This window comes from Martelella alba, from assembly GCF_005217455.1.
Taxonomy (GTDB): Bacteria; Pseudomonadota; Gammaproteobacteria; order Enterobacterales; family Enterobacteriaceae; genus Acerihabitans.
Genome location: NZ_SZPQ01000019.1, coordinates 14,673 through 41,244, shown reverse-complemented (window position 1 = coordinate 41,244; position 26,572 = coordinate 14,673). Strand labels below are relative to the sequence as shown.

General features: G+C 57.2%; 25 protein-coding genes. 16 read left to right on the top strand and 9 right to left on the bottom strand.

Annotation, left to right across the window (positions count from 1 at the left end; translation table 11 throughout):
- Nucleotides 1–151: 151 nt before the first annotated feature.
- Nucleotides 152–1,090, bottom strand: coding sequence for a D-allose transporter substrate-binding protein (alsB, locus tag FCN80_RS13810; RefSeq protein ID WP_136990742.1), 939 nt, complete (start codon nucleotides 1,088–1,090; stop codon nucleotides 152–154).
- A gap of 20 nt (nucleotides 1,091–1,110) precedes the next feature.
- Complete coding sequence (alsR, locus tag FCN80_RS13805; protein WP_136990741.1) at nucleotides 1,111–1,998, bottom strand: transcriptional repressor AlsR; 888 nt, start codon at nucleotides 1,996–1,998, stop codon at nucleotides 1,111–1,113.
- Nucleotides 1,999–2,466: 468 nt separating this feature from the next.
- Between alsR and rpiB the strand changes: the two genes are divergently transcribed.
- Nucleotides 2,467–2,895 (top strand): ribose 5-phosphate isomerase B, encoded by a 429-nt coding sequence (gene rpiB, locus FCN80_RS13800; protein WP_306767881.1) that lies wholly within the window; start codon nucleotides 2,467–2,469, stop codon nucleotides 2,893–2,895.
- A 211-nt stretch (nucleotides 2,896–3,106) separates the two neighbouring features.
- Here rpiB and fur read toward each other — a convergent pair whose 3' ends face one another.
- The 4 genes from fur to FCN80_RS13780 all read right to left on the bottom strand — a co-directional run bounded on the left by fur (nucleotide 3,107) and on the right by FCN80_RS13780 (nucleotide 5,839).
- On the bottom strand, nucleotides 3,107–3,577 hold the full coding sequence (gene fur / locus FCN80_RS13795) for a ferric iron uptake transcriptional regulator (RefSeq protein WP_136990740.1): 471 nt from the start codon (nucleotides 3,575–3,577) through the stop codon (nucleotides 3,107–3,109).
- A gap of 313 nt (nucleotides 3,578–3,890) precedes the next feature.
- Nucleotides 3,891–4,406: a flavodoxin FldA gene (fldA, locus tag FCN80_RS13790; protein ID WP_136990739.1), complete on the bottom strand. Its 516-nt coding sequence runs from the start codon at nucleotides 4,404–4,406 to the stop codon at nucleotides 3,891–3,893.
- A gap of 167 nt (nucleotides 4,407–4,573) precedes the next feature.
- Nucleotides 4,574–4,870, bottom strand: coding sequence for a LexA regulated protein (gene ybfE, locus FCN80_RS13785; protein ID WP_136990738.1), 297 nt, complete (start codon nucleotides 4,868–4,870; stop codon nucleotides 4,574–4,576).
- A 201-nt stretch (nucleotides 4,871–5,071) separates the two neighbouring features.
- On the bottom strand, nucleotides 5,072–5,839 hold the full coding sequence (locus FCN80_RS13780) for an alpha/beta fold hydrolase (RefSeq protein WP_136990737.1): 768 nt from the start codon (nucleotides 5,837–5,839) through the stop codon (nucleotides 5,072–5,074).
- Between the two features lie 203 nt (nucleotides 5,840–6,042).
- On the opposite strand from FCN80_RS13780, the gene seqA reads away from it, so the two are divergent.
- The 3 genes from seqA to FCN80_RS26830 all read left to right on the top strand — a co-directional run bounded on the left by seqA (nucleotide 6,043) and on the right by FCN80_RS26830 (nucleotide 9,578).
- Nucleotides 6,043–6,573 carry a replication initiation negative regulator SeqA gene (seqA, locus tag FCN80_RS13775; protein ID WP_136990736.1) on the top strand — a complete coding sequence of 177 codons (531 nt, stop codon included), beginning with the start codon at nucleotides 6,043–6,045 and terminating at the stop codon, nucleotides 6,571–6,573.
- Between the two features lie 41 nt (nucleotides 6,574–6,614).
- Nucleotides 6,615–8,258 carry a phosphoglucomutase (alpha-D-glucose-1,6-bisphosphate-dependent) gene (gene pgm / locus FCN80_RS13770; protein ID WP_136990735.1) on the top strand — a complete coding sequence of 548 codons (1,644 nt, stop codon included), beginning with the start codon at nucleotides 6,615–6,617 and terminating at the stop codon, nucleotides 8,256–8,258.
- 327 nt (nucleotides 8,259–8,585) lie between these two features.
- Entirely contained in the window at nucleotides 8,586–9,578 is a 993-nt protein-coding gene (locus FCN80_RS26830; RefSeq protein ID WP_230492669.1) for a PadR family transcriptional regulator, read from the top strand.
- Between the two features lie 117 nt (nucleotides 9,579–9,695).
- Here the strand turns inward: FCN80_RS26830 and FCN80_RS13760 are convergent, their stop codons facing one another.
- The gene (locus tag FCN80_RS13760; protein ID WP_136990734.1) at nucleotides 9,696–10,124 is read right to left on the bottom strand and encodes an EamA family transporter; all 429 of its coding nucleotides are present in this window, start codon (nucleotides 10,122–10,124) and stop codon (nucleotides 9,696–9,698) included.
- 105 nt (nucleotides 10,125–10,229) lie between these two features.
- Nucleotides 10,230–10,919: a two-component system response regulator KdpE gene (gene kdpE / locus FCN80_RS13755; RefSeq protein WP_170975393.1), complete on the bottom strand. Its 690-nt coding sequence runs from the start codon at nucleotides 10,917–10,919 to the stop codon at nucleotides 10,230–10,232.
- A 295-nt stretch (nucleotides 10,920–11,214) separates the two neighbouring features.
- On the opposite strand from kdpE, the gene FCN80_RS13750 reads away from it, so the two are divergent.
- From FCN80_RS13750 to pxpA, 6 genes are all read left to right on the top strand, one after another.
- Nucleotides 11,215–12,168 (top strand): YbgA family protein, encoded by a 954-nt coding sequence (locus FCN80_RS13750; protein ID WP_136990733.1) that lies wholly within the window; start codon nucleotides 11,215–11,217, stop codon nucleotides 12,166–12,168.
- A gap of 15 nt (nucleotides 12,169–12,183) precedes the next feature.
- Nucleotides 12,184–13,611, top strand: coding sequence for a deoxyribodipyrimidine photo-lyase (gene phrB, locus FCN80_RS13745; RefSeq protein ID WP_136990732.1), 1,428 nt, complete (start codon nucleotides 12,184–12,186; stop codon nucleotides 13,609–13,611).
- 38 nt (nucleotides 13,612–13,649) lie between these two features.
- Nucleotides 13,650–14,393, top strand: a complete 744-nt coding sequence (locus FCN80_RS13740) for a type 2 GTP cyclohydrolase I (RefSeq protein ID WP_136990731.1) — start codon at nucleotides 13,650–13,652, stop codon at nucleotides 14,391–14,393.
- A 108-nt stretch (nucleotides 14,394–14,501) separates the two neighbouring features.
- The gene (gene pxpB, locus FCN80_RS13735) at nucleotides 14,502–15,158 is read left to right on the top strand and encodes a 5-oxoprolinase subunit PxpB (RefSeq protein ID WP_136990730.1); all 657 of its coding nucleotides are present in this window, start codon (nucleotides 14,502–14,504) and stop codon (nucleotides 15,156–15,158) included.
- Entirely contained in the window at nucleotides 15,152–16,111 is a 960-nt protein-coding gene (gene pxpC / locus FCN80_RS13730) for a 5-oxoprolinase subunit PxpC (protein WP_136990729.1), read from the top strand. Before pxpB ends, pxpC begins: the two co-directional genes overlap by 7 nt.
- Before the next feature lie 23 nt (nucleotides 16,112–16,134).
- Nucleotides 16,135–16,884, top strand: a complete 750-nt coding sequence (gene pxpA, locus FCN80_RS13725; protein WP_230492668.1) for a 5-oxoprolinase subunit PxpA — start codon at nucleotides 16,135–16,137, stop codon at nucleotides 16,882–16,884.
- Between the two features lie 75 nt (nucleotides 16,885–16,959).
- On the opposite strand, the gene FCN80_RS13720 is transcribed toward pxpA, so the two are convergent.
- Nucleotides 16,960–18,240, bottom strand: coding sequence for a citrate synthase (locus FCN80_RS13720; protein WP_136990728.1), 1,281 nt, complete (start codon nucleotides 18,238–18,240; stop codon nucleotides 16,960–16,962).
- A 732-nt stretch (nucleotides 18,241–18,972) separates the two neighbouring features.
- Here FCN80_RS13720 and sdhC point away from each other — a divergent pair.
- The 6 genes from sdhC to odhB all read left to right on the top strand — a co-directional run bounded on the left by sdhC (nucleotide 18,973) and on the right by odhB (nucleotide 26,553).
- Nucleotides 18,973–19,362, top strand: coding sequence for a succinate dehydrogenase cytochrome b556 subunit (sdhC, locus tag FCN80_RS13715; protein ID WP_136990727.1), 390 nt, complete (start codon nucleotides 18,973–18,975; stop codon nucleotides 19,360–19,362).
- Nucleotides 19,356–19,703 carry a succinate dehydrogenase membrane anchor subunit gene (sdhD, locus tag FCN80_RS13710; protein WP_136990726.1) on the top strand — a complete coding sequence of 116 codons (348 nt, stop codon included), beginning with the start codon at nucleotides 19,356–19,358 and terminating at the stop codon, nucleotides 19,701–19,703. Before sdhC ends, sdhD begins: the two co-directional genes overlap by 7 nt.
- A complete protein-coding gene (gene sdhA, locus FCN80_RS13705; RefSeq protein ID WP_136990725.1) occupies nucleotides 19,704–21,470 on the top strand; it encodes a succinate dehydrogenase flavoprotein subunit in 1,767 nt (588 codons plus the stop codon).
- Between the two features lie 19 nt (nucleotides 21,471–21,489).
- Nucleotides 21,490–22,206: a succinate dehydrogenase iron-sulfur subunit gene (locus FCN80_RS13700; protein WP_136990724.1), complete on the top strand. Its 717-nt coding sequence runs from the start codon at nucleotides 21,490–21,492 to the stop codon at nucleotides 22,204–22,206.
- 282 nt (nucleotides 22,207–22,488) lie between these two features.
- The gene (gene sucA / locus FCN80_RS13695) at nucleotides 22,489–25,305 is read left to right on the top strand and encodes a 2-oxoglutarate dehydrogenase E1 component (protein ID WP_230492667.1); all 2,817 of its coding nucleotides are present in this window, start codon (nucleotides 22,489–22,491) and stop codon (nucleotides 25,303–25,305) included.
- 15 nt (nucleotides 25,306–25,320) lie between these two features.
- Nucleotides 25,321–26,553, top strand: coding sequence for a 2-oxoglutarate dehydrogenase complex dihydrolipoyllysine-residue succinyltransferase (odhB, locus tag FCN80_RS13690; protein ID WP_136990722.1), 1,233 nt, complete (start codon nucleotides 25,321–25,323; stop codon nucleotides 26,551–26,553).
- Nucleotides 26,554–26,572 lie beyond the last annotated feature (19 nt).

The following is a 26,572-nucleotide window of genomic DNA, read 5'->3' as shown; positions in this document are numbered from 1 at the left end:
CATCATTTTTCACGTTGCCGCTTGATGGACCGCGATGCCATTCACACTATTCAGATTAAAGTTATCTAAATTCACTCTCCGCAACGTTATTTAGATGATGCTACAAATAGTCCACCTCCAGTGGCGAAAATACTGTCATGGTTGGCGCGACCTATTTGGTAACGAGAATAGAATCGACCGTGACGACACGCGGCTGGGCGTTCAGGGGAATTTGTTTTCCCGATTTTACCGAGTCCACCAGAATAGCCAGGCTATCAGCGCCGATTTTGGCCGGGTCCTGCGCCACGGTGGCGGTCATCATGCCGTCAGCCACCATTTTCCTCGCCTCAGGTACGCCATCGGTGCCCACCACCAGAATCTTACCGGTTTTACCCGCGTTGGCCACCGCTTGGGCGACGCCCATCGCCATGGTGTCGTTGGCGCAGTAAAAAGCCTTCAAATCCGGGTTGCGTTGCAGCACATTGGTCGCCACATCCAGCGCTTTAATCCGATCCCAATCCGCCGGCTGGCTTGAGACCAGTTTGATTTGGCTTGCGGCCTTGAACGCATTGGTGGCGCCCATGCGCCGCGCTTCACCGGACTCATTGCCGGCTTTGCCTTCGATGATGGCCACCTGACCGCCGCTGGCGCCGAGTTTGTTGATGATGAACCGGGCCCCGGTTGCGCCCACCTTGACATTGTCGGTGGTGACAAAGGCTTCGACATTGCCTTTGGCTTTAGCCAGGCTGGCCATGTCGATCTTCTCGTCAATATTCACCAAATGGATGCCTTGCTGGTAGGCTTTTGCCACCGGGATCACCAGATTGACCGCCGACAGCGGCGCGAACGCGATGCCTTTATAGTTTTTATTGGTTAGGTCTTCAAATAATTGCAATTGCGATTGGAAATCCCCCTCGGACGGCGAGGCGAAGATATCCACTGTCACGCCGAGCGTCTTGGCCTTTTGCTCGACGCCCTGCTTCATGGCCACCCAAAAGGGATTGGATAGGGTTTTCAATACCACGGCGTAATCGGCCGCCGCGCGGGCGGCGACGGTTGTCAACATCAAACCGCACATGGCGCCGCCGATGACTTTGATAAACGTATTCATGTTCTATCTCCAAAAGGGAATTATTTGTAATCACGTTTCAGGGATTGAGTAATTGAACTGGTTTTTTCCAGATTTCTATTGGCCAGATCGATATCCTGTCTGGCGACTGAGACGAAAAACGCATCCAGCAATGTCAGTTGTAGAATGCGAGCCGAGGCATTTCTGCCTAACAGCGGCGTTTCCGGCGCCGGCGAACAGATACTGAAATCCGCCAGCCGGGCGATCGGCGAATTACTGCTATGGGTGATGCAAATGATCTTGGCGCCATTGTCCTTGGCGATGGAAACCACCCGTTTAAGATCGGTGGTCCGTCCTGAGTGCGATACCACCAGCGCCGCGTCGCCGGGGGCCAACAGGGACGCCGACATCATCATGAGATGCGCATCCTGGTAGGCATTGCACCGCAAGCCGATTTTCAGAAACTTGTGCTGTACATCGCCGCAAATGGCGTTCGAGCCGCCAACGCCGTAAAGTTCGCGTTGTCTGGCATGGAAAAAGCAGCGAGCCGCCTGCTCGATCACCTCCGGATCGACGATGGCCTGTCCTTCGGCGATGGTGCGCAGGGTCAAGTTGAAGACTTTATTGACCGCGTCGGCCGGACTGTCTTCGGGGGACAACTCCGCGCTGATATCGTGATCGGCATACTCGAAGTATTCCACTATCGCGCTACGCAATTGCCGAAAGCCGCTGAAGCCGAGAATCTTCGAAACCTTGACGATCATCGCCTCCGACATGCCCAGACTCAAGGCCACATCCTTGATGCCGGAAATATCGCTGAGATTGCCGGGCGTCAAAAACCACTCGACGATTCTGCTTTCATTTTCAGTCATCCCTTCCTGCTTGATGCGCAGATAAGGCGCAATCCCGATACCCCGCGGCATATCGCCGTTCAGTTCCGACTCGGTCATCTTCCGTTCTCTGGTTTCTGGGTGGTCCGCCATTATATCAACACAAGACGGGCATTAAAGATGCATGTGACTTCACATTTTTTATAATTTTATAAAGTATTAACTATTCGTAAAATTAGAGATCAACAGGAAATCATTGGCGGACTCGATTCCGCTATGGCGGTGATTTTTAAAATACATTATAAAACAATGAATTAAAAAATTATAAACTTTTAGTTTAGCCAATGAAATCACTGATATTCTACAAAATAGCGATTTTCAGTGATAGAGGAGTAAATGCCAAAAAAAGAGATGTATAAAAAATTATCTAATTGTTTTAATTGAATTAAATTTAAGTTTCTTGGAAGTCTTGCCTATGGGTGGGGAAATTGTTTTTTCATAGAAAAATTTTTTTTGTGAAATTTAATTGTTGCGGTCAAGATTGTGCTTTACACTCGCCCTTATCGGAAGACAGGAGGACTTAATATCATGCGTATCGCTATCGGGTGTGATCACGTGGGATTTTTACTGAAAAAAGATATCATGGACTATCTTATCGCCGCGGGATGTGAGGTGATCGATAAAGGCACCTATTCCACCGAACGGACCGATTATCCGGTGTATGGTAAGGCCGTGGCGCGAGCGGTGCTCAATAAAGAAGCGGATCTGGGGATAGTGATGTGCGGCACGGGAGTCGGAATTTCCATTGCGGCCAACAAGCTACCGGGAATCCGGGCGGTGGTGTGCAGCGAACCTTATTCAGCGAAATTGTCCCGGCAGCATAACGATACGAATATCTTGGCCTTTGGATCGCGTGTGGTGGGTAGCGATTTGGCGAAAATGATTGTTGATAGCTGGTTAACGGCGGAATTTGAAGGCGGGCGGCATCAGCGCCGGATCGATAGCCTTGAAGAATAGCGGGTGAACGGCGCGTTAACTGTAACCGGACAGAAAACGACCCGGCTAAAATCAAACACACAAAAACGTCTATTCTGACCGGATGGCGCTGAGGCGGGAGGGGCCGGTTCAAGCGGGACGTAAGTTAACGTCCTCCCCGCCCTGAAAGACGGAACGTTACGGCGCATCTGTTAGGGAGCGGGGTTTCGGCGCGTCCTCCGTCATAGGACGGCTATTCCTTGACGCTGTCCAGGGTATCGCCGATGTCATGTATGTTTTCGTCATCGCGGCAATCGCCGGTTTCACAATGTCCATACAGATACAAGCTGTGATTGGTCAGCTTGATGTTGTATTTTTTGGCAATATCGCGCTGACGGGACTCGATAAATTCGTCGCGAAACTCAATAACCTTGCCGCAATCCAGACAAATCAAATGATCGTGGTGATGCTGCTGGGTCAGCTCGAACACCGATTTGCCGCCTTCGAAGTTGTGGCGGGTGACGATGCCGGCGTCATCGAACTGATTCAACACCCGGTAGACGGTCGCCAAACCAATCTCTTCGCCCATATCGATCAGCTTTTTGTACAGATCTTCCGCGCTGACGTGATGACATTCCGGGTCTTGCAACACTTCCAGGATCTTGAGTCTGGGAAGCGTCACTTTCAGGCCGGCCTTCTTCAATGCAATATTATTGTCAGTCATGCGGGTTTAGTCCTATCACTTGGTAATCTGGTTGTAGGCTCTGATAGCCTATAACAATGGTCGGCCCGAAAATTCCAACGTCGTCTCATTATAGGACTGCCCTTGAAAAATGAAAACTGCGGACAGTTCATTATGATAGCCCGTTTAGGGTGGGGCAAGCTCTGTGGATGACGGGCAACGCGGTCTTTTCACCGGGCTATTGTACCGCGTTGCCACAGAAAGTTAAAAATTTGTATCTATCGATTCAAGAGGAAGCGCAAATCAGCAAAGCGGCATGGCGCCGTTTTGCTTGGCAAGCGCCCCGCCCGGGCGATCAGGCGAGTTTCAGTTCGCCCTTGATCTGCTTGACCCAGGTCGCCACACGTTCGGCGGTCAGTTCCGGCTGCCTGTCCTCATCAATGGCCAGTCCGATGAAATGGTCATCGTCCGCCAGGCCTTTGGACGCTTCGAAATGATAACCGGCGGTGGGCCAGCGGCCTACCAGGGTCGCGCCGTTGGGTTCGATGATGTCGCGCAGTGTACCCATGGCGTCGCAGAAGTACTCGGCGTAGTCCTCCTGATCGCCGCAACCAAACAAGGCGACCGTTTTGCCGGTGAAATCAATTTCCTCCAGGGTGGGGAAAAAATCGTCCCAGTCGCATTGCGCCTCACCATAATACCAGGTGGGGATGCCCAGCAACAGTTTGTCGAACTGTTGCAGATCTTCCTTGCTGCTTTTGGCAATGTCATGCACTTCGGCGATGTCGGCGCCCAGTTGCTTTTGAATCATCTTGGCAATATTTTCGGTATTGCCGGTGTCACTGCCAAAAAAAATGCCTACACTTGCCATGGAATTGAAAACCTCTTAAATATTAAGGATATGGTTTACCATACATTTAACCGGCTCAGGGGGCAATCATAGCAGACCCTAACAGCGGGATAAACTCGTAACGCGGGAGATTCGTCGCAAATTACCGGCAAGGCGCCGGAAACCGGCAGCCCCCGGCCGCGGCGCGATCAATCACGGGTATCCCGGCGCTGGTGACGCGCCAGTTCGGCCAGCAGGATCTGTTCTATCAGCTCGCTGCGCGAGAGATCACGCTGATAGGCTAATTCGTTGAGGGCGGCCACCGCCTGTTCATTGATTTTCAGTTCGACACGACGCAGGCCGCGGACTTTATCCCGGCGCAACTGGTTGCGTTTATTGACGCGCAGTTGTTCGTCGCGGGACAGCGGGCTGGTCTTCGGGCGTCCCGGACGGCGTTCGTTGATAAACAAATCCAGGGTTGTGCGATCCGTTTGTTCTTTTGCCATAATTCATGAAGGGAATAGCGCATCGGTATGCGGGCAGGTAAGACCGTGCCGGTAAGGGGGTTTCTCCGCAAGGCGGTTTCGTCATCCGACGTCCGCCGGCGTTTCGGCGCCGCCGGTAAATAGGGTTCGTCATAATACTCCACCTCGGCAAAAAACGGCAATCCTTACAGGGTCGTTTGACGTCCGGCGAAGCGCCGCCGTTCAATTTTTACCCAAAAATCGTTTCACCGCCCGGATCACCGCATCGGGTTTTTCCGCGTGTACCCAATGGCCTGCTCCGGCCACCACATAGGCGCGGGCATGGGGAAACTGTCGGCGAATGGCGTCGCCATAGCTTTCATCCAGATAAGGCGATTGTCCGCCGCGGATAAACAGTATCGGCCCCGGCCAGGGCGGGACTTCCCGCCAATGGATAAGCGTCGGATAATTCTCCCACAATACGTCGAGATTAAACCGCCAGCGGCCGTCGACGAAAGATTTAAGCAAGAATGCGAGGGTGCCCTCGTCGGCGATGTCCCCGCGCATCAACCGTGCGGCGTCGCTGCGCCGGACGACGCCCGCGGCGCGGACCCGCCGCAGGGCATGGAATATCGCGTCATGATGGCGGGTGGGGTACGCGACCGGCGCCATATCCACCACAACCAGCGCGGCCAGGCGGTGGGGGATCAGCGTGGTAAGCGCCATGGCCACCTTGCCCCCCATGGAATGGCCGATGACAATACATTTTTCCAGCCCGAGTTCATCAAGCAGTTCGACGATATCGGCGCTCATGGCATCATAACCGGCGTCGTCGTTATGGGGCGAGAGCCCGTGATTGCGCAAATCGACCTGCACGGTGGCGTGCCGTTCGTTCAGGGCGCGCGCCAGTACCCCGAGGTTGTCCAGGCTGCCGAACAGACCGTGCAGTAGAATCACCGGCAAATCCTCTCCCGGGCGCCGGGCCGGTTGCAGACGGTAATGCAATTTCATCGCGATCCTCATGGCGAGAATAAAAGTCATTAGCGTATCATGGTACGCAGGTAACGGCGCCGCAAATCATGTCCTGTTCCGCGGGCGCCGCCGGGTGGAATTCCGACTTTTTCCCCAGGCCGGAATACGGCGCTGTTCCCGGCGACAGTTTAGCTTGTATAATCCTTCGGATTGATTTGAGAGAAGAAAGCTCCCGGACAAAAATGAAAACTATCGAACTCGACGAAGATCTTTACCGTTACATCGCCAGTCATACACAGCACATCGGCGAAAGCGCCTCGGATATCCTGCGCCGTATGCTGAATGTCAAGGCGCCGGCCGAGGCCGGACCGGAGCGGGCCGCGCCCGCCGCCAAGCCCGCGGATACGGTTTCCGCGCCGCCGCGCGATCGGGTCCGCGCCATGCGTGAATTATTGCTTTCGGACGACTATGCTGAACAACGTAAGGCGGTGGATCGTTTCATGCTGGTGCTGTCCACGCTCTATACTCTGTCTCCGTCGGAATTCGCCGAGGCGGCGGAACTTCTGCACGGCCGCACCCGCACTTATTTCGCCGGCGATGAGCGCACGCTTTTGCAAAACGGCAGCCATACCAAACCCAAGCAGGTTCCGGGGACCCCCTATTGGGTCATTACCAATACCAATACCGGGCGCAAACGGGGCATGGTGGAACACATTATGCTGGCGATGCAGTTTCCGGCGGAACTGACGGACAAAGTGTGCGGCACCATTTAATGAATGACATTTGATGAATAACAGCCAAGGGAGAAGCACCGATGGCGAATAGCCCCCGTGCCGGACAACCTGCCCGGCCCAGTGATTTGATTAACGTAGCCCAGCTCGCCGCACAGTATTATGTGTTACGGCCTGAGCCGGGCAATCCCGCCCATGCGGTGAAATTCGGGACTTCAGGGCATCGCGGCAGCGCGGGACGCCACAGTTTCAACGAAGATCATATCCTGGCCATCAGCCAGGCCATTGCTGAAGAACGCCGCAAACAGGGGATTACCGGCCCCTGTTATGTGGGCAAGGATACCCACGCCCTCTCGGAGCCGGCATTTATTTCGGTGCTTGAGGTCCTGAGCGCCAACGGCGTGGATATCATTGTCCAGCAGGATAACGGTTTTACACCGACGCCGGCGATTTCCAACGCCATCCTGACCCATAACCGTCGCGGCGGACCCCAGGCCGACGGTATTGTCATTACCCCCTCGCACAATCCGCCGGAAGACGGCGGCATCAAATACAACCCGCCCAACGGCGGCCCGGCCGATACCGGGTTGACCAAAGTGATCGAGGAGCGCGCCAATGCGTTGCTGGCCGAGGACTTGCGCGGCGTGGTGCGCCAATCCTTTGACGCGGCCTGGCGCGGCGGCCTGGTGCATGAGCAGGATCTGGTCCAGGCCTATGTGGAAGGCCTTGCCGGCGTCGTGGATATGGCGGCTATCCAACGGGCCGGACTCAAGCTGGGCGTCGACCCGCTTGGCGGCTCGGGCATCGCCTATTGGCAGCGGATAGCCAGCCACTATCACTTGGATTTGACCCTGGTTAACGAAGAAGTCGATCAGACTTTCCGGTTTATGCACCTCGATCATGACGGCATTATCCGCATGGACTGCTCGTCCCGCTGGGCCATGGCGGGTTTGCTGGCCCTTCGCGATAAGTTCGATTTGGCGATGGCCAATGATCCGGACTACGATCGGCATGGTATCGTGACGCCCGCCGGTCTGATGAATCCCAACCATTATCTGGCGGTGGCCATTGACTATTTGTTCCGCCATCGGCCGCAATGGGGCGCTGACGTGGCGGTGGGCAAGACACTGGTGTCCAGCGCCATGATCGACCGGGTGGTGGACGCGCTTGGCCGCAAATTGGTGGAAGTGCCGGTGGGCTTTAAATGGTTTGTCGACGGCTTGTTCGACGGCAGCCTGGGCTTTGGCGGAGAGGAAAGCGCCGGCGCGTCGTTCCTGCGTTTCGATTGCCAGCCCTGGTCCACTGATAAAGACGGAATCATCATGTGCCTGCTGGCGGCCGAAATTACCGCGGTGACCGGCAAAAACCCCCAACAGCACTATGATGAACTGGCCAAGCATTTCGGCGCGCCAAGTTACAACCGGATCCAGGCGCCGGCTACCCATGCGCAAAAAGCCATATTGTCCAAATTGTCGCCGGAACAGGTCGGCGCCAGCACGCTGGCCGGCGATCCTATCACCGCCCGCCTGACCGCGGCGCCCGGTAACGGCGCCCCCATAGGGGGCCTGAAAGTGATGACCGAACATGGTTGGTTTGCCGCGCGGCCTTCCGGTACCGAAGACGCCTACAAAATTTATTGCGAAAGTTTCCTGGGCGCCGAGCACCGGGAACGTATTGAGAAAGAAGCGGTGGAAATTGTCAGCGATGTCCTGGCCGGCGCCAAATAACCGGTCTTAAGCGGTAGGTTCACAGATTCCATGGCCCTTGTGAAAGGGCCTTTTTTTTTGTGTGTCGACGGAGCACCCTTCATCGCACAAACGCCTTTCCCCCGCGTGCCGAGGTACGCCTTCCTTGTTGGCTAACGGTTTATCCGCCAGGTAAAAAGATCGTCTGTTGCAGGGCGCTCCATAGCTTCACTTTCGATATGCCGGCGGGCGAGGCGCTAACTGGCAATTCGCCCGTGGCGACAAAATTGCATTTAGATATATCTTTTTCTTGCATCCCGCAAAACCCCCATGTAAATTAGATATATCTAAATAACAGGAGGCACTATTATGTTTTTCCGTTTACATCAACATTCACATTTGGACGGCGGAGAGTGTCATCGCCATCAGGATGCGCGTTTTCCCCGCCGCGAGGCGCATTTCGAAAACCGGCGGGGCGGCGGGTTTCGGGATGGCGGTTTCGGCGATGAACGCCGTCACGGCGACGGCCCGCACGGCCGTGGTATGGCCGGCGGCTGCCGGCGGGGCGGCGGGTTTCGGGATGGCGGTTTCGGCGATGAACGCCGTCACGGCGACGGCCCGCGCGGCCGTGGTATGGCCGGCGGTTGCCGGCAGGGCGGCGGGTTTCGGGATGGCGGTTTCGGCGATGAACGCCGTCACGGCGACGGCCCGCGCGGCCGTGGTATGGCCGGCGGTTGCCGGCAGGGCGGCGGATTCCGGGATGGCGGTTTCGGCGATGAATGCTGTGGCGGCGACGGCTCGCGCGGCCGTGGAGGTCGCCACGGATTCCAGGGGGGACATCGCCGTGATCCGCGAGACGGGAACCGGGGACGGCGGCCGTTGGGACATGGCGATTTGCGTCTGGTATTGTTGGCGCTGGTGGCGCGCAAAGCCAGCCATGGCTACGAACTGATCAAGGCCATTGAGCAAGCATCTTCCGGTCTCTATATTCCTAGCCCTGGCGTGGTTTACCCGACGTTAAGCCTTTTGGTGGACCAAGATTTCCTGACCACTGAAAGCGAAGAGGGGCAGAGCCGCAAAAGTTACGCGATTACCGCCGCCGGACAAGCGGAGCTGGCCAATAATCAAACGGCGGTAGCGGCGATTTTGGCTCGATTATCCCAGTTAAGCCAGCAGGGGGAAGGGGAGTTGATGCCCGGTATTCACGAAAATCTGACGCAATTGCGGGGCTTGCTGCGCGGCAATATGATGCGTGCCGATTTGTCCCCGGAGCAAATCAAGCATATCAACGGTGCATTGAGCGATGCGGTGGCGCGTATCGAGGCCGCGCTGCGCGCTGCGCCGGATGAACCAGAAGAATGATATAATGGGCGTGCGCCGACCGGGCCGCGTTATTCCCGCCACGGCGACCCGCGCTAAACAGGGCGCGCCAGGGGTGGTCAGGGGGAAGATATCCCGCCCGTCAGGGCAGATAAACCGTTATCCCCAGGCCACCATCAGCGCGCCGGCAGTGATAAGCGCCACGCCGGCGCCGGCCAGCCAAGAGACTTTCTCCCCGAACAGCACGACGGCCAAAATGACGGCGAACACCACGCTCAGCTTATCAATGGGCGCCACTTGGGAAACCCGGCCGGCCTTGATGGCCATAAAATAAAACAGCCAGGACAGAGCGCCGGCCACGCCGCTTAACACGATAAAAACCAGGGCCTTTTTATCAGCCAGAATGGCGTTTACCAGGCCGATTTTACCTTGAACAACCACCACGCCGGTTAAAAAGAGCGCCATGACCACCGCCCGAACGGCGGTAGCGCTATTGGCATCCAGATGCTGGAGGCCGATTTTGCCGAATATGGCCACCAGCGACGCGGTGAAAGCGGATAGCAACGCATAAAGAAGCCAGGCATTCATGATGTTTTCCTGCAATGTCGAAAAGTCGGACGTACCGGTCCCCGTCGGTCGGCAAGCCGCTCTGGCGGAAGACGCACGGCAAACCTGCAGCGCAAGGGGCCGCGCTCAGGGTACAAAACGGTAACCGATACCTGTTTCGGTAAGTAAATGACAGGGCCTGGCCGGGTCGGTTTCGAGTTTTTGCCGCAAGTGGCCCATGTAAATTCGCAGATAATGGCTATGTTCCACCGCGTTGGGCCCCCAGACTTCGCGAAGCAGTTGCCGCTGGGTCACCACTTTGCCTTGATAGGAGAGCAACGTCGCCAGCAGGCGGAATTCGATGGGCGTCAAATGCAGATTTTCCCCGTCCCGTGTGACCTGGTGATTGACCAAATCGACGCTAATGGCGGAAAAATTCACGGTCGACGGTTTATCCTCGCCTCGTTGCGGGCGGCGCAGGGCAACCCGCACCCGGGCCAATAGTTCACCGATACCGAAAGGCTTGGTCAGATAATCGTCCGCACCGGCGTCCAGCGCATCGATTTTATCTTGTTCGTCGCTGCGCGCCGATAACACCAAAATCGCCACGGCGCTCCATTGGCGCAGATCACGAATGAAATCGACGCCATTGCCGTCCGGCAGCCCTAAATCCAGAATCACCAGGTCCGGTTTGCGGGTGGCCGACTCCAGCAGGCCGCGCGCTACCGTTTCGGACTCGAAAACCCGATAGCCTTCGCGCTCCAGCGACTGTCGGACAAAGCGACGAATAGCCTCTTCATCCTCAATGATAAGAATGTTGGCAGCCACGGTGCTCATACTTCCTCCCTTTCGGCAAAAACCGGCGCGTACCCGCATCCGGTAATGGCAAAAAATGCCGGACGACGCATTATCCCCCGAATCGCTATCCCGGTGAATACTTTTGCGGCCCGTGAACGTCCAAAGCAGTCGGCTCTCCCGGCTGGTCTTGACAAATTGGCTCCGCCCGACGCGGCGCGCAAGGCCTCAGACCCTATGACGCCGCGAATAAACCTGAAAGACTTTTATTATAAAGCCGGACGTCCGCCGCCATATCGACTACGCTTTGCAGGTGGAACATGCGCGGAAAGAAAGTATGCAGGATAAAATTGCCATTGGCATTAGCGGTTGCCTGACGGGAGCGCCCGTCCGCTTCGACGGCGGCCATAAGCGCCTGTCCTTCGCCATGGATGATTTGGCTCCCTACGTCCGTTTCGTGCCGATCTGCCCTGAGACGGCCATCGGCCTGCCGACGCCACGAGCCGCATTACGCAGGGTGCAAGACCCGGAAGGGCGTATTATTCTGCGTGTCAATAACGATTCGCGGGGCGATGACCTGGCGCCGGCGGTGGAAAGGCTGGCTTTGCGGCAAAGCCAGGGCCTTAAGCATGCCTGCGGTTTCATCGTTTGCGGCAAGTCGCCCAGTTGCGGAATGGAACGGGTACGGCTTTACGATCGGTCCGGCGTGCGCAAGGAAGGCGCCGGTATCTTCACCGCCGCCTTGATGCGGCGGATGCCCTGGCTGCCGGTAGAGGAGGATGGACGATTACAGGATCCTTTGCTGCGTGAAAATTTCGTCGCCCGGGTATTCACATTATTCGAATTCAACCATCTGCTGCGACAGCCCCTCACCCCCGAAGCCTTGCTGGCATTCCACCGACGCTATAAATTACTGATGCTGGCGCACTCCCAACCGGGTTATCGCAGCATCGGCCCATTTATCGCCGGCCTGGGACGGTGGTCGTCCTTGGAGGCGTTCGCGCTGGAATACCGCAACCGGCTGATGGCGCTGTTGGCCCAGCGGGCGACGCGGCCCAATCACACCAATGTTCTCATGCATGCACAGGGCTATTTTCGTCGCCATCTCACCGACCGACAACGGCGGGAACTGACCTCGCTTATCGACAGCTATCGCCGGGGCGTCCAGCCGCTACTGGCGCCCATCACCCTGCTAAAGCATTACTTGGCCGAATACCCTGACGCCTGGCTGGCGCAGCAGCGTTATTTCGAACCTTATCCCGACGCGCTACGGCTACGATACGGATATTGATGCAAGGAAGACGACATGAAAACCCATCTCGTATGGTTGCGCAACGATTTGCGCATCCGCGACAATCCGGCCTTGCACGCCGCCTGCCGGGACCCTTCGGCGCGGGTGTCGGCGCTATTTATCGCCACGCCGGAACAATGGCGGCGCCATGATATGTCCCCGCGCCAAGCGGCTTTTCTGCGCGACAATCTCCAGGCGGTACAGGCCGCCCTGGCGGAGCGCGGTATACCGCTAGGCTATCATCAATGCGCCGATTATGACGGGGCGGTGGATTGGTTGGCGGATTATTGCCGGCGGGAACGGGTGGATGCGCTATTTTACAATTACCAGTACGAATACAACGAGCGGCAGCGAGATCGGGCGGTGGAACGTCGTCTGGAGGGTAAGGTGGTTTGCCAGGGATTCGACGACGGCGTGCTTCTCCCCCCTGGGGTCATCACTACCGGCGACAAAGAGATGTATAAAGTCTTTACGCCTTTTCGCAACGCGGTAATCCGACGATTGAATACCGATGAACCGCCTTGTCTGCCCGCGCCCAACAGCCGGGGAGCGCCGCCGGCCATCGCGGCGCTCGAACCTTATGATTATCCCCGCCAGGCGCCGGGTGAAGACTATCCGGCCGGCGAAAAGGCGGCTTTGGCGCGCCTACGCCATTTCTGCGCGCATTCATTACGTGACTATCGCCGGGGGAGGGATATCCCGTCCGCGGACGCCACCAGCCGTCTGTCGGCTTACCTGGCGTTGGGCGTGCTGTCGCCCGGACAGTGTTATCATCGCTTGCGCGCCGTCGAACCGGAAGTCTTGACGCAAACCGACGGCGGCGCCGTCTGGTTGGGGGAGCTTATCTGGCGTGATTTCTACCGCCATTTGCTGGTGTATTTCCCTCGTCTAAGCCGGCATCAGCCTTTTATTACCTGGACCCGGCATGTGGCCTGGCGCCAGGATAAGCGGCTTTTCACCGCCTGGTGCGAGGGTCGGACCGGTTTCCCCATTATTGATGCCGCTATGCGTCAGTTGAATGACAGTGGTTGGATGCATAACCGACTGCGTATGATTTGCGCCAGCTTTCTGGCCAAGGATCTGCTGATTGATTGGCGTGAGGGTGAGCGTTATTTCATGTCGCGGCTCATTGATGGCGATTTGGCGGCGAACAACGGCGGCTGGCAATGGGCGGCGTCCACGGGCACCGATGCCGCGCCCTATTTCCGCATCTTTAATCCCCTCAGCCAGGGAAAAAAATTCGATGCCGACGGACTTTTTATCCGGCGCTGGCTGCCGGAACTGGCGGCGGTGCCGGATGATTATCTTCATGAACCGCACTGCTGGCCGCAGGCCGCAGAAAACGGACTGGATTATCCTTTGCCGATCGTCGATCATAAGCAAGCACGACAAACCGCCCTGGCGGCCTATCAAACGGCCAAGGCCAACGCGCCGGGCCGTTGACCGGGACCGCCGGTGAACCGCAACAGGGAATCGACGACATGCTTAACACAGAACTCGAACATCTGATCAATCAGTATCTGGACGCCGGCGCGTTCGAGGATTACGGCCCAAACGGAATGCAGGTGGAGGGGCGGCCCGAAATCCGGCGCATCGTCACCGGGGTCACCGCTTGCCAGGCTTTGCTGGATGCCGCGGTGGCCCAGCGGGCCGACGCGGTACTGGTACATCACGGCTATTTCTGGAAAAATGAATCGCCGGTGGTGACCGGGATGAAACAACGCCGCCTCAAGACCCTATTAAGCCACGACATCAACCTCTTCGCCTGGCATTTACCCCTCGATGCCCATCCTGAATTAGGTAATAATGCGCAATTGGCGGCATTATTGGATATTGAAATCAAAGGTCGGCTAGAGCCGTTGCTGCCCTGGGGGGAGTTGCCGGCAACGGCGACTTGGCAGGATGTCCTGAGCAGACTCGAGACGCGTCTGGGGCGGGATGTATTGCATTGCGGCGATAACGCGCCGGCGCAAGTCAAACGCCTGGCATGGTGCACCGGCGGTGGGCAGGGGTTTATCGAAATGGCGGCCCGGGCCGGAATGGATGCGTTTATCACCGGCGAGGTCTCCGAACAGACCATCCACATCGCCCGCGAATACGGGATACATTTTTTCGCGGCTGGTCATCATGCCACCGAACGCGGCGGAATCAAAGCGCTGGGCGACTGGCTGGCGCGGCAATACCGGCTTGATGTGACCTTTATCGATATCGACAATCCGGCCTAGTGCCGGCCGCCGCCGTTAACCCGCCTGTTTGTACCACAGCGACGAATGTCATCCGGCTATTTCCGGACAACGCCAGATGGGACCGGAACCGGTTCCCAGGAGGAGGATATGCAACGGGCCCGATGTTATCTCTTGGGGGAGAGCGCGGTAGTGCTGGAGCTGGAGCCGCCCATTACGCTGGAAAGCCAGTATAGGATTTGGGGACTGGCCGCGCGGTTGGCGCATCATGAGGATGTCAGTGAAGCGATTCCCGGTATGAACAACCTGACCCTGTTGCTGGCCCACCCGCGAAAGCAGGCCCTGGATGCCCTGGAGCGCTTACAGCGCTGGTGGGAGGAAAGCGATACGGTATTGCCCGATGCGCGCGATATCGAGATTCCGGTGGTTTACGGCGGCGAGCAGGGGCCAGACCTGGAGATCGTGGCGGAATTGGCCGGCATGACGACCGGCCAGGTGGTGGCCTGTCATGCCGAGGCCCGCTATGATGTGTATTTTCTCGGCTTCCAGCCGGGGTTTCCTTACCTCGGCGGTCTTCCCGACGCCATCGCCGCGCCGCGCCGCGCCGAACCGCGCCTTCGGGTGCCGGCGGGATCGGTGGGAATAGGCGGACGGCAGACCGGCATATACCCCCGCGCCACGCCGGGAGGTTGGCAGATTATCGGACGTACCTCTCGGCGGTTATTCGATCCCGCCCGGAATCCGCCCACGTTGTTGCTACCGGGCGACCGGGTTCGCTTTGTCCCGCAAAAGGAGGGCATATGCTGAAAGTGCTGCATGCCGGCATGATGACCTCGGTACAGGACGGCGGACGGACCGGCTATCGGAATCTGGGGGTGGGTGTTGGCGGCGTTCTGGATAAACCGGCCATGCAACTGGCAAATCTGCTGGTAGGCAATCGGCCGGATGCCGCGGTATTGGAAATCACGCTCGGTCGGTTTTGCGCGGAAATTACCGCCCCCGGCTGGCTGGCGCTGACCGGGGCGGATTGTCATGCCCGACTGGACGGCATGCCGCTTTGGACCGGCTGGCGTTTTCCGGTGCGCCCTGGGCAGGTTGTGAAACTGGCGACGCCCAAACATGGCATGCGCAGCTACCTGGCGGTCAGCGGCGGTATTGAGGTACCGGAAATTCTTGGCTCCCGCAGCACGGATCTCAATAACGGCTTCGGCGGCTATCAAGGGCGTCTTATTCAGGACAATGACCTGTTACCGGCCGGCGAGCCGGAAAATCTCCCCGTCAGACAAATCGGTATTCGCCAACTGCTGTTTGGCAACCGGGTGCGCGCGCTGCCCGGTCCCGAGTACCGCGAATTCAGCGCCGAATCCCAGGAGGCCTTCTGGCGCACCGGCTGGCAACTCAGCGCGCAAAGTAACCGTATGGGCTACCGCTTGCAGGGCGCCAGCCTGAAACGCGACGGCGGACGGGAATTGTATTCCCACGGCCTCTTGCCGGGCGTGGTACAGGTGCCCCCCAATGGGCAGCCGATAATTTTGATGGCCGATGCGCAGACCACCGGCGGCTATCCGCGAATTGCCTGCGTCATTGGCGCGGATATGTTCCATTTGGCGCAACTCAGACTGGGCGAGCCGATTCATTTCGTGCGCTGTACCCTGGAAGAGGCGCATGCCGCCTGGCGTGAGCAAATGCACTACCTTGAACAGATAGCCTGGCAACTGACGGCTCTTGAGCGGCAGACATCGGCCGTGACGGCGCGTTGACCGCCTGATGAAGGGGAACGGACATGGCCGATGCCATTGTGATTGATTTGAACGCGGATCTGGGTGAGGGCGAAGCAAACGATGAAGCCTTACTGCAATGTGTCAGCTCGGCCAATATCGCCTGTGGATTTCACGCCGGCGATGCCGTGGGTATGCGCCGCTCAGTCCAATGGGCGTTGCGTTACGGCGTCGCCATTGGCGCTCATCCGAGTTTTCCCGACCGGGTGAATTTTGGCCGCAGCGCCATGCGGCTGCCCCCAGAAACGGTGTATGCGCAGACGGTTTATCAGCTAGGCGCGCTGGGCGCGCTGGCGCAGGCGGAAGGCGGGCGAATGGTTCATGTCAAGCCCCACGGTATGCTTTATAACCAGGCCGCGAGGGAACCGGTCTTGGCCGACGCCATTGCCCGCGCCGTTAAAGCGGTGGATCCGTCTCTGAGACTGGTGGGACTGGCGGACAGTGAACTGATCCGGGCCGGCGCGTTTCACGGATTGGCGGTGCGGCATGAAGTGTTCGCCGACCGGAACTATCGCCGGGACGGCAGCCTGGTGCCGCGCACTGAAGCGGACGCGCTTATTGAGGATGAACAACAGGCGTTCGACCGAACGCTCATTATGGCGCAGCGCGGAGAAGTGCGAACCCGCGAAGGGGAGTGGATAAAAGTGCGCGCGGATACCGTCTGCCTGCATGGCGACGGCGCCCATGCGCTGGCATTTGCCCGGCGGATCGCTGCGGGTTTGCGAGACAACGGCATCGTCATCGCCGCGCGCTGAACCACGGGAATGGGAAAACATTGAGAAGGAATCGACGAGAAACAAGGCGGGAAATCCCCGCCTTGCCAAAGAGGATTACTTGATTCTCGAGACGAAATCGCGCTGATCGTAGCCGGTATAAAGCTGGCGGGGGCGCGCTATCTTAACGCCGTCGTCATGCATTTCCTTCCAATGGGCTATCCAGCCCACGGTGCGCGACATGGCGAAGATCACAGTGAACATGGAGGCGGGAATGCCCATGGCCTTAAGAATGATACCGGAATAGAAATCCACATTCGGGTACAGTTTTTTCTCGATAAAATACTCGTCGTGCAGGGCGATGTGTTCCAGTTCCATGGCTACGGCCAGCAGGTTATCGGACAGTTGCAGTTCTTTCAGGACTTCGTGGCAGGTTTCGCGCATAACGGTGGCGCGCGGATCGTAGTTCTTATAGACCCGATGCCCGAAGCCCATCAGGCGGAAGGAATCATTTTTGTCCTTGGCGCGCTTAATGAACGACGGGATATGCTCCACGCTATTGATTTCTTCCAGCATGCGCAGGCAGGCTTCATTGGCGCCGCCATGGGCCGGCCCCCACAGAGAGGCGATGCCCGCCGCGATACAGGCGAAAGGATTGGCGCCCGAAGAGCCGGCGGTGCGCACGGTGGACGTCGAGGCGTTCTGTTCATGGTCGGCATGCAGAATCATGATGCGATCCATGGCGCGTTCCAGTATCGGATTCACTTCGTAATCTTCGCACGGCGTCGCAAACATCATATGCAGGAAATTGCCGGCATAGGACAAGTCGTTGCGGGGATAGATAAATGGCTGGCCGATGGAATATTTATAGCACATCGCGGCTACGGTCGGCATTTTGGACAGCAGGCGGAAAGCCGCTATTTCACGGTGGCGCTCGATATTCACATCCAGCGAATCATGATAGAACGCCGCCAGCGCGCCGGTCACGCCGCACAGTACCGCCATGGGATGGGAATCGCGGCGAAAGCCGTTAAAGAGGCGGGTAATCTGCTCGTGAACCATGGTGTGGCGGGTCACGATGGTCCGGAATTCTTCATATTGTTCCTTGGTGGGCGACTCGCCGTTGAGCAGAATGTAGCAGACTTCCAGGAAAGTGGAATTCAAGGCCAACTGATCGATGGGGTAGCCGCGATGCAGCAATATACCCTCGTCGCCATCAATGAAGGTGATTTTCGATTCACAGGATGCGGTGGATGTGTAGCCGGGATCGTAAGTGAAGTAGCCTTTACCGCCCAGGCTGCGGATATCGATTTCCTTTTCACCCAGTGTTCCTTGTAGCACATCCAGTTCTATTGGCGCTTCACCAGGTAGGTTCAACGTCGCTTTATTGTCAGCCATTATAATCTCCTTAGCGCTTATAGGATAAATCTTCGCCGTAGGGTACCAGCAGACCTGAGGGGACCTTGCGCTTGTTATCACTCCATAGCTCGGACGACTTGGCATAGCGCAGGGTACAGAGCTTAAGGATGTGCAAGTTATTCCCGTCCAGGATAAAAAGCGGCGGCTCCCGGCATTAAAGATTTATACTCGTCATACTAAACGTTGCCTCTTGGTTGGCGGCGCTCGCTCTTCGCCGCGATGCAACTCGACGTATTTAGAGTACATTGGTTTTAAAATACAGTGGTAATTGAATAAAGTTGAGTGCGGATGACGCCCCCATTACCCGAACGGTCAAGGCATCTTCACACTGTTGCATAAACTTGGACAAGGCGAAAGTCTCAACGTATCGCGTATTGTGTTTATAGCATATTTCTACCGCGCTTTGTAATTGAGTTGTTGCTTTTTTGTCAACATGATTATACATAAATAAGCCAAATGTAAAAATCGTGATCTGGGTCACTAATTGACCCAAATGTTACCAAACAAATTGTAGGGGAATTGTAATCATAATGTGAAAGCCCTATACTCTGACTAGGTCTCCGGAGTCCTTGTAGTAGGAGCACCCAGCGTTATTTAACGCGTCATTTAAGCACAAGGGATCGGGTTTTGAGCACATGACGTGTCTTGGTAATCTTTTAACGCTGTCTGACCCAGCCAGGACCGGAGGAAGGAAAAAATTATAATAGCTGTGTGGGCAAAACCGTGAAAAAACAAAGACCTGTCAACTTGGATCTGCAAACGATCCGGTTTCCCGTAACTGCCATAGCCTCTATTCTCCACCGTGTCACCGGTGTCATCATGTTCGTGTCCGTCGGCATACTGCTATGGATTCTCGGCCTATCCCTCTCCTCCGCCGAAGGCTTCAGTCAGGCGGCCGCGCTGATGGACAGTGCCGTCATCAAATTCGTCCTATGGGGAATCCTGACCGCTCTCGCCTATCATGCGGTGGGCGGCATACGTCACATGCTAATGGATTTCGGCTATTTGGATGAGACGTTTGCCATGGGTAAATTGACGGCAAATGTTACATTTGTGATCACTGTCGTCCTTTCTATTCTGGCGGGAGTACTCGTATGGTAAGCAATGCTTCGGCACTGGGACGCAATGGCGTTCATGAGTGGCTATTGGTTCGGGCTTCCGCCATCGTCATCTGCCTTTATATCATTTACATGCTGGGTTTCGTGCTGTTTGCCGATACCTTGACCTATGCGGTATGGCGTGGATTTTTCACTTTACCCATGACCAAAGTCTTCACTCTGCTGACCCTGTTTTCGGTGCTGGTGCATACCTGGATCGGCATGTGGCAGGTATTGACGGATTACATCAAGTCGCTGTCGCTGCGCCTGCTATTGCAGCTGGCCGTTGTGGTTGTGCTTATGGTGTATTTACTTTATGGAACAGTCGTGGTGTGGGGTGCCTAAATGAAATTGCCGGTGAGAGAATTCGATGCCGTGGTTATCGGCGCGGGGGGCGCGGGTATGCGCGCCGCGTTGCAGATTTCCCAGATGGGCTTGTCCTGCGCCCTGGTTTCCAAAGTATTTCCGACCCGTTCCCATACCGTATCAGCCCAGGGCGGCATTACCGTCGCGCTGGGCAACTCCCATGAGGACGATTGGCAATGGCATATGTACGATACCGTGAAAGGATCGGATTATATTGGTGATCAGAATGCCATTGAATACATGTGCAAAACCGGTCCGGAGGCCATCTTGGAACTGGAGCACATGGGTTTGCCGTTTTCCCGGCTGGACGACGGACGCATTTATCAGCGGCCCTTCGGCGGCCAGTCCAAGAATTACGGCGGCGAGCAGGCGGCGCGTACCGCCGCCGCCGCCGACCGTACGGGGCATGCTTTGCTGCATACCCTGTATCAGCAAAACCTGAAAAATCACACCACCGTCTTTTCCGAATGGTATTCGTTGGATCTGGTTAAAAACCAGGACGGCGCCATTGTGGGATGCACCGCGCTGTGCATCGAAACCGGCGAAGTGGTTTATTTCAAGGCCAAAGCCACCATCCTGGCCACCGGCGGCGCCGGGCGCATCTACCAGTCCACCACCAACGCCCATATCAATACCGGGGACGGCGTCGGCATGGCTCTGCGGGCCGGCGTTCCCGTGCAGGATATGGAGATGTGGCAGTTTCATCCCACCGGCATCGCCGGCGCCGGCGTGCTGGTCACCGAGGGGTGCCGGGGAGAAGGGGGCTATCTGCTGAACAAGCATGGCGAGCGGTTTATGGAGCGCTACGCCCCCAACGCCAAGGACCTCGCCGGCCGCGATGTGGTGGCGCGCTCTATCATGATTGAAATCCGCGAGGGGCGCGGCTGCGACGGCCCCCTTGGGCCGCATGTGAAACTGAAGCTGGATCATCTTGGCAAAGACGTGCTGGAATCCCGTTTGCCGGGTATTCTGGAATTGTCGCGCACATTCGCTCATGCCGACCCGATCAAGGAGCCGATTCCGGTCATCCCCACCTGCCATTACATGATGGGCGGTATTCCCACCAAAGTTACCGGCCAGGCGCTGACCCTTGATGCGCAAGGGCGTGACACCGTGGTTCCCGGCCTGTTCGCCGTCGGTGAAATCGCCTGCGTATCGGTGCACGGCGCCAATCGCCTTGGCGGCAATTCGTTGCTGGATCTGGTGGTCTTCGGCCGTTCCGCCGGGGTGCATCTGCAAGAGTCCCTGGCTGAACAGGGGGCGTTGCGCGACGCCGTCCAGGATGATATCGACGCCGCCCTGGCGCGTTACCATCGCTGGAACGATAATCGCAGCGGCGAGGATCCGGTCGTCATCCGCAAGGCGCTGCAAGCCTGTATGCAGAACAATTTTTCAGTGTTCCGGGAGGGCGACGCCATGGCCAAGGGGCTGGCCGAGCTAAAGGAAATCCGTGAACGGCTGCGCCATGCCCGCCTGGATGATACGTCCGCCGAGTTCAATACCCAGCGGGTGGAGTGTCTCGAATTGGACAACCTGATGGAAACCGCCTACGCCACCGCCATGGCCGCCAATTACCGTACCGAAAGCCGCGGCGCCCACAGCCGATTCGATTTTCCCGATCGCGACGATGCCCATTGGCTGTGCCATTCCCTGTATATGCCTACCAGCGACACCATGACCCGGCGCGAGGTGAACATGCAGCCGACATTGCGCCCGGCATTTCCGCCGAAAGTGCGGACCTACTGAGGGCGGAGGACATTACGTAATGAAAGTCGAATTTTCTGTTTATCGCTATAATCCCGATGTGGATGATAAGCCGCGCATGCAGGATTACCAACTGGCGCTTGAAGAAGGCCACGACATGATGCTGCTGGACGCCCTCATCCAACTAAAGGAGCAGGATCCGACGCTCTCCTTCCGGCGCTCCTGCCGCGAGGGCGTGTGCGGCTCCGATGGTATGAATATCAACGGCAAGAATGGCTTGGCGTGCATAACGCCGCTGTCCGCCTTGCGCAAGGGCAACAATAAAATCGTCATTCGGCCGTTGCCCGGCTTGCCGGTAGTGCGCGATCTGGTGGTGGATATGGGGCAATTCTATGCCCAATACGAAAAAATCAAGCCCTATCTATTAAACAACGGACGCAATCCGCCGGCGCGAGAGCATTTGCAGAGCCCGGCCGAACGGGCCAAACTGGACGGCCTGTATGAATGTATTCTGTGCGCCTGCTGTTCCACCTCATGCCCGTCTTTCTGGTGGAATCCGGATAAATTCATCGGTCCGGCCGGATTGCTGGCGTCTTATCGCTTCCTTATCGACAGTCGCGATACCGAACGGGCCGCGCGGCTGGATGATTTAAACGATGCGTTCAGCGTATTTCGCTGCCATAGCATCATGAACTGTGTCAACGTTTGCCCCAAGGGTTTGAACCCGACCAAAGCGATAGGACATATCAAGAGCATGCTCGTTCAGCGCGGCGCCTGAAAAACGGTCGATTGGCGGCGGGATTCCCTGCCGTCGCCAATTCGCCGCGCCGGCGGGCCGGAATTCCGGCCGGTCCATCCCCGGGGTGGTGTGTTGGACAGGACAGGAAGCCTTTGAAAAGCGGTTATCGGATAAACATCCCGACCGCCGTTTTTCAAAGGTTCCTTCGGTAGGATTATTTACCCGACAGAGGCTAAGTGATTCACCGGTTGAACCGCAAAGACGTTATCCGGAATTGACGATAACCACGGCGAAAACTGAAGCGAAATAGCTTAAGGGATCATGATGCAGAACGGCGCAATGAAGGCCTGGCTGGATTCCTCCTACCTGGCGGGGGCGAACCAGTCCTACATAGAGCAGCTCTATGAAGATTTTTTAACGGATCCTGACTCGGTTGACGATAGCTGGGGCAAAATATTCAAACAGCTACCTACCGCGGGAGTCAGTCCCGACCAACTTCACTCCAAAACCCGGGAATATTTTCGACGCCTGGCGAAAGACGCCCGATATTTCGCCCCTTCGGTGAACGACCCGGACATGGATTCCAAGCAGGTGAAAGTCCTGCAATTGATCAACGCATTCCGTTTCCGCGGCCATCAGCATGCCAATCTGGACCCTCTGGGCCTGTGGAAACAAGAAACCGTGCCTGATCTGAATCCGGCCTTCCATAATCTGACGGAAGCGGATTTCCAGGAAACCTTTAACGTGGGTTCCTTCGCCATTGGCAGGGAAACCATGAAACTGGGCGATCTGTACGAAGCGCTTAAACAGACTTACTGCGGCTCCATCGGCGCCGAGTACATGCATATCACCAGCACCGAGGAAAAGCGCTGGATTCAGCAACGCATCGAATCGGTAATGGGCCAGCCCAGTTTCAGCGCGACGGAGAAAAAACGGTTTCTCAGCGAACTGACCGCCGCCGAGGGCATCGAACGCTACCTGGGCGCCAAGTTCCCCGGCGCCAAACGGTTCTCCCTGGAAGGGGGCGATGCGTTGATCCCCATGCTCAAGGAGATGGTGCGGTATTCGGGACGCAACGGCACTCGAGAAGTGGTGCTGGGCATGGCCCACCGCGGTCGCCTGAATGTGCTTATCAATGTGCTTGGCAAGAAACCGCAGGATTTGTTCGACGAATTTTCCGGCAAGCACAAAGAGCACCTTGGCACCGGCGATGTCAAATACCACCAGGGTTTCTCCTCCGATGTCGACACTGAAGGCGGCGTGGTCCATCTGGCGCTGGCTTTCAACCCTTCCCATCTGGAAATCGTTTCTCCGGTCGTGGCCGGCTCGGTTCGCGCCCGCATCGACAGGCTTGGCGAACAAAACAGCAACAGCAATCTGGTCTTGCCGATCACGTTGCACGGCGACGCGGCCATCAGCGGACAAGGGGTGGTGCAGGAAACCCTGAATATGTCCAAGGCGCGTGGTTACGATGTGGGCGGTACGGTGCGGGTCGTGGTCAACAACCAGGTGGGGTTTACCACCTCCAATCCCCGCGACGCCCGCTCCACGCAATATTGCACCGATATCGCCAAAATGGTCCAGTCGCCGATATTCCACGTCAACGCCGACGATCCGGAAGCGGTGGCTTTTGTGACCCGGGTGGCCCTGGATTTTCGCAATACTTTCAAGCGCGATGTCATGATCGATCTGGTGTGTTATCGCCGGCACGGTCATAATGAAGCCGATGAGCCCAGTGCGACACAGCCGCTGATGTATCAGAAAATCAAAAAACACCCGACCCCTCGCAAAATTTACGCCGACCGCCTGGAGCATGACGGTCTCGCCACGTTGGAAGACGCCACGGAAATGGTCAACCTTTATCGTGACGCCCTGGACCGCGGCGAGTGCGTGGTCGCCGAATGGCGACCGATGAATATGCATTCTTTTACCTGGTCGCCTTATCTCAATCATGACTGGGACGAACCCTATCCCGGCAAGGTGGATATTAAACGGTTGCAGGAATTGGCCCGGCGAATCAGCGAAATTCCCGAAGGGCTGGAAATGCAGCCCCGGGTAGCCAAAATCTATGCCGATCGCGCCGCCATGGCCGCCGGTGAAAAAGCCTTTGATTGGGGCGGCGCCGAAACGCTGGCGTATGCCACGCTGGTGGACAACGGCATTCCCATCCGGCTATCCGGCGAAGATACCGCGCGCGGCACGTTCTTCCATCGCCATGCGGTGGTGCATAACCAGAAAAACGGTTCCAGCTACACCCCCCTGGCGCATGTCCATAACGGCCAGGGCACGTTCCGGGTATGGGATTCGGTGTTGTCCGAGGAAGCGGTGCTGGCGTTCGAATACGGTTACGCCACCGCCGAACCCCGCACGCTAACCATCTGGGAAGCCCAGTTTGGCGATTTCGCCAACGGCGCCCAGGTGGTCATCGATCAGTTCATCAGCTCCGGCGAGCAGAAATGGGGCCGGATGTGCGGCCTGGTGATGCTGTTGCCCCACGGCTACGAAGGCCAGGGGCCGGAGCATTCATCGGCGCGGCTGGAGCGTTACCTGCAACTGTGCGCCGAGCAGAATATGCAGGTCTGCATTCCCTCCACGCCGGCGCAGGTTTACCATATGCTGCGCCGTCAGGCGCTACGCGGCATGCGCCGGCCGCTGATTGTCATGTCGCCCAAATCGTTATTGCGCCACCCGTTGGCGGTTTCCTCGCTGGAAGAGTTGGCGGAGGGCGTTTTCCAGCCGGCCATCGGCGAAGTGGATACATTGGATCCCCAGCATGTCAAACGCGTCGTGATGTGCTCCGGCAAGGTTTACTATGATTTACTGGAACAACGGCGCAAAAACGGCCAGCAGGATGTGGCCATCGTGCGGATTGAACAGTTGTATCCGTTCCCGCACCAGGCGGTACAGGATGTGCTAAAACCTTTTTCCCATGTGCGGGATTTTGTCTGGTGCCAGGAAGAACCGCTCAATCAGGGCGCCTGGTATTGCAGCCAGCATCATTTCCGGGAAGTCATCGCTTTCGGGGCATCGCTACGTTACGCGGGACGCCCGGCTTCGGCATCGCCGGCCGTCGGGTATTTGTCCGTGCACCAGGCTCAGCAGAAACAACTGGTGAATGACGCGCTGAACGTTAATTGAAAATAAGGATAGATAATGAGTAGCGTAGATATTTTGGTTCCTGATCTTCCCGAGTCGGTTGCCGATGCCACAGTCGCCGCCTGGCACAAAAAACCCGGCGACAGCGTCCAGCGTGACGAGGTATTGGTGGAAATCGAAACCGATAAAGTGGTGTTGGAAGTGCCCGCGCCCGAGGCGGGGGTGCTCGATTCCCTGCTGGAGGACGAGGGCGCCACCGTCACCGCGCGGCAGGTGCTGGGCCGCTTGCGTCCCGGCGACAGCACCGGCGAGGAAACCACGGAAAAAAACCGCAGCAAGGAATCCACGCCGGCGCAGCGTTATACCGCCGGACTGGAGGATGAAAGCAACGAAGCGCTAAGTCCCGCCATCCGCCGCCTGATCGCCGAGCATGACCTTAACGCCGATGAAATCAAAGGCAGCGGCGTGGGCGGTCGCATCACCCGTGAAGACGTGGAAAAACATCTGGCGCGAAAGACAGCCGCGCCGAAGAGCGAACCGGCGCCGGCCGAGACCGCCGCCGCGCCGGCCGTCTTGTCGTCCCCCGGGCTGCGCGGCGAAAAACGCGTGCCGATGACCCGGCTGCGCAAGCGGGTCGCCGAACGGTTGCTTGAGGCCAAAAACAGTACCGCCATGCTGACTACCTTTAATGAGGTCAACATGCAACCGATCATGGATCTGCGCAAACAGTATGGCGAAGCGTTTGAAAAACGCCATGGCGTTCGCCTCGGGTTTATGTCGTTTTACTTAAAAGCCGTGGTGGAAGCCCTTAAACGCTTTCCGGAAGTTAACGCCTCCATCGACGGCGATGACGTGGTTTATCATAATTATTTCGATATCAGCATCGCGGTTTCCACTCCGCGGGGGCTGGTTACGCCGGTGATGCATGATGTCGACGCCCTGGGCATGGCCGACATAGAAAAAAGCATCAAGGAACTGGCGGTCAAAGGTCGCGATGGCAAGCTCAAGGTGGAAGAACTCACCGGCGGCAATTTCACCATCACCAATGGCGGGGTGTTCGGTTCGCTGATGTCGACGCCTATCATTAATCCGCCGCAGAGCGCCATTCTGGGCATGCATGCCATCAAAGATCGGCCGATGGCGATAAACGGCCAGGTGGTGATTTTGCCAATGATGTATCTGGCCTTGTCCTATGATCACCGTTTGATTGACGGCAAGGAATCGGTCAGCTTCCTGGTGACCATCAAAGACATGCTCGAAGATCCGGCCCGTTTGCTGCTGGATGTTTAGTCGCCGACGGATACGGCGT

What these genes read in the sequence shown, in the direction of transcription:
- FCN80_RS26830 (WP_230492669.1), top strand. Translation starts at nt 8,586, where the DNA reads ATGTTTTTCCGTTTACATCAACATTCACATTTGGACGGCGGAGAGTGT.
- FCN80_RS13780 (WP_136990737.1), bottom strand. Translation starts at nt 5,839, where the DNA reads ATGAAATTGCATTACCGTCTGCAACCGGCCCGGCGCCCGGGAGAGGAT.
- ybfE (WP_136990738.1), bottom strand. Translation starts at nt 4,870, where the DNA reads ATGGCAAAAGAACAAACGGATCGCACAACCCTGGATTTGTTTATCAAC.
- FCN80_RS13720 (WP_136990728.1), bottom strand. Translation starts at nt 18,240, where the DNA reads ATGGCTGACAATAAAGCGACGTTGAACCTACCTGGTGAAGCGCCAATA.
- rpiB (WP_306767881.1), top strand. Translation starts at nt 2,467, where the DNA reads ATGCGTATCGCTATCGGGTGTGATCACGTGGGATTTTTACTGAAAAAA.
- odhB (WP_136990722.1), top strand. Translation starts at nt 25,321, where the DNA reads ATGAGTAGCGTAGATATTTTGGTTCCTGATCTTCCCGAGTCGGTTGCC.
- FCN80_RS13700 (WP_136990724.1), top strand. Translation starts at nt 21,490, where the DNA reads ATGAAAGTCGAATTTTCTGTTTATCGCTATAATCCCGATGTGGATGAT.
- sdhD (WP_136990726.1), top strand. Translation starts at nt 19,356, where the DNA reads ATGGTAAGCAATGCTTCGGCACTGGGACGCAATGGCGTTCATGAGTGG.
- alsB (WP_136990742.1), bottom strand. Translation starts at nt 1,090, where the DNA reads ATGAATACGTTTATCAAAGTCATCGGCGGCGCCATGTGCGGTTTGATG.
- FCN80_RS13740 (WP_136990731.1), top strand. Translation starts at nt 13,650, where the DNA reads ATGCTTAACACAGAACTCGAACATCTGATCAATCAGTATCTGGACGCC.
- pxpC (WP_136990729.1), top strand. Translation starts at nt 15,152, where the DNA reads ATGCTGAAAGTGCTGCATGCCGGCATGATGACCTCGGTACAGGACGGC.
- fur (WP_136990740.1), bottom strand. Translation starts at nt 3,577, where the DNA reads ATGACTGACAATAATATTGCATTGAAGAAGGCCGGCCTGAAAGTGACG.
- fldA (WP_136990739.1), bottom strand. Translation starts at nt 4,406, where the DNA reads ATGGCAAGTGTAGGCATTTTTTTTGGCAGTGACACCGGCAATACCGAA.
- pgm (WP_136990735.1), top strand. Translation starts at nt 6,615, where the DNA reads ATGGCGAATAGCCCCCGTGCCGGACAACCTGCCCGGCCCAGTGATTTG.
- pxpA (WP_230492668.1), top strand. Translation starts at nt 16,135, where the DNA reads ATGGCCGATGCCATTGTGATTGATTTGAACGCGGATCTGGGTGAGGGC.
- sdhA (WP_136990725.1), top strand. Translation starts at nt 19,704, where the DNA reads ATGAAATTGCCGGTGAGAGAATTCGATGCCGTGGTTATCGGCGCGGGG.
- kdpE (WP_170975393.1), bottom strand. Translation starts at nt 10,919, where the DNA reads ATGAGCACCGTGGCTGCCAACATTCTTATCATTGAGGATGAAGAGGCT.
- sucA (WP_230492667.1), top strand. Translation starts at nt 22,489, where the DNA reads ATGATGCAGAACGGCGCAATGAAGGCCTGGCTGGATTCCTCCTACCTG.
- phrB (WP_136990732.1), top strand. Translation starts at nt 12,184, where the DNA reads ATGAAAACCCATCTCGTATGGTTGCGCAACGATTTGCGCATCCGCGAC.
- FCN80_RS13760 (WP_136990734.1), bottom strand. Translation starts at nt 10,124, where the DNA reads ATGAATGCCTGGCTTCTTTATGCGTTGCTATCCGCTTTCACCGCGTCG.
- seqA (WP_136990736.1), top strand. Translation starts at nt 6,043, where the DNA reads ATGAAAACTATCGAACTCGACGAAGATCTTTACCGTTACATCGCCAGT.
- FCN80_RS13750 (WP_136990733.1), top strand. Translation starts at nt 11,215, where the DNA reads ATGCAGGATAAAATTGCCATTGGCATTAGCGGTTGCCTGACGGGAGCG.
- alsR (WP_136990741.1), bottom strand. Translation starts at nt 1,998, where the DNA reads ATGACCGAGTCGGAACTGAACGGCGATATGCCGCGGGGTATCGGGATT.
- pxpB (WP_136990730.1), top strand. Translation starts at nt 14,502, where the DNA reads ATGCAACGGGCCCGATGTTATCTCTTGGGGGAGAGCGCGGTAGTGCTG.